This window comes from Kineococcus siccus (assembly GCF_009906795.1).
Taxonomy (GTDB): Bacteria; Actinomycetota; Actinomycetes; order Actinomycetales; family Kineococcaceae; genus Kineococcus; species Kineococcus siccus.
Map to the genome: position 1 here is coordinate 1 of NZ_JAAALN010000405.1, position 1,082 is coordinate 1,082.

Sequence of the window (1,082 nt, forward strand, 5' to 3'; positions counted from 1 at the left end):
CGCCGGCACGGGAGCCGTCGCCGCCGTGCCGACCGCCGGGCCGTTCACGCTCACGACGCTGGTGGGCCGGGGCGTCGGCGGGACGGCCGTGGAGGGGCCGGCGGCGGCCTCCTTCCTCAGGCTGCCCGTCGCGGTCGCCACCGACGTGGCCGGCAACGTCTACGTCGCCGACCGCGACAACGCCCGCATCGAGCGCGTGGACGCGGGCACCGGACTGCTGACCTTCGTCGCGGGCACCGGGACGCCCGGAGCCCCGACGCCCGGCGGACCCGCCACGGCCTCCGGGCTGAACATCCCCCTCGGGGTGTCGGTGGGCCCGCGGGGCGACGTCTACATCGCCGACGACGGCAACCGCCGCGTCGAGAAGGTGGACGCCGCGACGGGGCTCCTGTCCGTCGTCGCCGGCACGGGGGCCACCGCGGACCCGGTGCCGGGCACCGCGACCGACTCGCCGCTGAGGTCGCCCTTCGGGGTCGCGGCCGACGCCGCGGGCAACGTCTACGTCGCCGACCGCGGCGCCCACCGGGTGCTGAAGGTCGACGCGGCGGGCCGGCTCAGCGTCGTCGCGGGCACCGGGGTGGCCGGTGCCGTGACGCCCGGCCCGGCCGTCGCGTCCCCGCTGAACACGCCCAACGGCCTGGCCGTCGACGCGGCCGGCAACGTCTTCGTCGCGCTGCGCTTCAACCACCAGGTCGCCCGCGTCGACGCCGGCACGGGCGTGCTCAGCGTCGTGGCCGGTACCGGCACGGCGGGGGTCTCCACGGACGTCCCGGCCACCACCGCCCGGCTCAACCAGCCGACCGGCGTCGCCGTCGACGCCCGCGGCAACGTCTTCGTGGCCGACCGCAGCAACAACCGCATCGTGGTGGTGGACCACAGCAGCGGCCACCTGAGCACGGTCGCCGGCAACGGCGCGCAGGGCGCGGTCACCCCGGGGCCCGCGACGTCGTCGCGGCTGGCCATCCCGCTCGGCATCGCGGTGGCGGGCACCGGGACGGCGTTCGTCGCCGACCAGAACAACCACCAGGTGCAGAAGCTGTCGCTGCCCCCGACGACCACCCCGCCCCTGCTCACCTCGGCTC

At 77.2% G+C, this 1,082-nt stretch carries 1 protein-coding gene; it reads left to right on the plus strand.

Annotation, left to right across the window (positions count from 1 at the left end; genetic code table 11):
- Window positions 1–1,082, plus strand: a 1,082-nt coding sequence (locus GTR02_RS21825; protein WP_476702880.1) for an NHL repeat-containing protein, incomplete at both ends; no start/stop codon positions are given.